2 protein-coding genes are annotated in these 1,904 nt (G+C 72.5%); one reads left to right on the forward strand and one right to left on the reverse strand.

Translation table 11 applies throughout. The annotated features are described in order from the left end of the window. Positions 1 to 1,343, forward strand: a 1,343-nt coding sequence (locus AB0C29_RS46205; RefSeq protein WP_360834423.1) for a VCBS repeat-containing protein, incomplete at its 5' end; no start/stop codon positions are given. Positions 1,344 to 1,395: 52 nt separating this feature from the next. On the opposite strand, the gene AB0C29_RS46210 is transcribed toward AB0C29_RS46205, so the two are convergent. Next, positions 1,396 to 1,904 (reverse strand): cutinase family protein (locus AB0C29_RS46210; protein WP_360834425.1); only part of this gene is annotated, 509 nt, incomplete at its 5' end.

Below are 1,904 nucleotides of genomic sequence, written 5' to 3' on the forward strand. Positions count from 1 at the left end.
CGGCGATGACCGGCCAGCGGCTCGGCCCGGCCCTGAGCGGATACATCGTCTCCTGCGCCCGAGCGATCGTGCGGCACGTCATCGGCCGCGGCCTGCCCGCCCGGGCGGCGGTGATCGCGGTGACCACGGCCATCACCGAGAGCACCCTGCACAACTACACCCTCGCCGTCGACCACGACAGCCTCGGCCTGTTCCAGCAGCGCCCGTCGATGGGCTGGGGCAGCCCCGAGCAGCTGCTCGATCCCGGCTTCGCCACCGGCGCGTTCCTCGACAAGATGCTGCGCACCCACTCCGCCGGCAGCTGGCAGGCCGGCGACATCGGCCAGATCAGCCAGCGGGTGCAGGTCTCGCGCTACCCCGCGGCGTACGGGCCGGAGGCCAACGACGCGCGGCTCATCGTCGGCCAGCTGTGGACCAGCTCGACCTCGACCGGCACGACCGGCACCGCCAAGTCGCCGAAGAAGTCCACGCCGAAGAAGCCGGCCGGGCCCTTCAGCAAGGCGCTGCTGCAGACCGTGCCCGGGCTGCCCGGCACGTTCGACGACCGGCACCAGGTGCTGCTGGCCGACTGGAACGGCGACGGGCGCTCCGATCTCGTCGTGCTGCAGCAGTCCGGCACGACCAGCGGCGCCACCGAGGTGCGCATCGTGAGCGGCGCCAGCGACTTCCAGCACCTGCTGCTGCACACGGCCATCCCGCTGGGCCCGACCGACGCCCGGACCGCCTTCGCCATGACGGACTGGAATTTCGACGGCCGCCCGGACCTGGTGGTGACCCAGAAGTCCGGCACGGCGAGCGGCCGTACGGAGGTCCGGGTCCTCGACGGGGCCTCGTTCCTGCGGCGTTACCTCCAGGAGACCGCCACCGTGCTCGGCCCGAGTGACGACTGCTACGCGTTCGCCGTGGCGGACTGGAACGCCGACGGGCGCGTGGACGTGGCCGTGATCCAGAAGTGCGGGACGAAGAGCGGCCGTACGGAGGTCCGGGTCCTCGACGGCGCCGCCAACCTCCAGCGTTACCTCCAGGACAGCCCCACGCCGCTGGGCCCGACGGACGCCCGCCACACCTTCACCGTCGCCGACTTCAACGGCGACCTCAACCTCGACCTGGTCGTGACCCAGAAGTCCGGGGCCAAGAGCGACAAGACGGTGCTGCAGGTCCTGGACGGCGCCTCGCAGTACCGCAACCTCCTCGGCAAGCCGATCACCGCGCGCGTCTCCACGGACGACCGGCACAGCCTGTCGGTGCTGGACTGGAACAGGGACGGCCGGCTCGACCTCGTCGTGGTGCAGAAGTACGGCACCGCCGCCGGTCGCACCGAGGCGAAGATCCTCGCGGGCTGACGACGACGGGCCCGGCCGCCGGGCCGGACCCGTCGCCTCCGCCGGCTGGGGGCTACAGCCGGTCGACTGCGAAGTCGGCCGCCTCGTCGGCGTCGTCGGTGTAGCTGAGATGGGCCAGCACGCTCGCGCCCAGCGGATCGCAGACCACGTCCCGGTTCGCGCAGATGTCCAGCGTCCGGTCCGCGTAGACGCCGGTGATGCCCCGGCCCAGCTTGCGCAGCGGGTAGCCGAAGACCATGACCGCCGCGACCCGCGGCTGCACCGCCGCGGGAATGGTGGCGACGACCGGCCCGCCGACACTCGCGCCCGCGGAGCTGATGCCGAGCGAGTTGCCCACCACGTTCGCGCCCTGTGAGTAGCCGACCAGGACGAACCGCTGATCGGGGCAGGCCTGCGCCTGCTCGGACACGTGGCTGACCAGGGCCCGGTTGCCGGCGGTGGGCGACGTCGGGCTGACGCTGGCCGGATAGTCGACCGCGTGGCTGGTCAGCGTCGGGCCCGACGCCCGCCGCTGGATCGCCGCGAACACCGGGTCGCCGACGATGAGCCCCAGCCGGCCGG

Origin of the sequence: Actinoplanes sp. NPDC048791 (genome assembly GCF_040650095.1) — a bacterium.
In the GTDB taxonomy this organism is placed as follows: domain Bacteria; phylum Actinomycetota; class Actinomycetes; order Mycobacteriales; family Micromonosporaceae; genus Actinoplanes.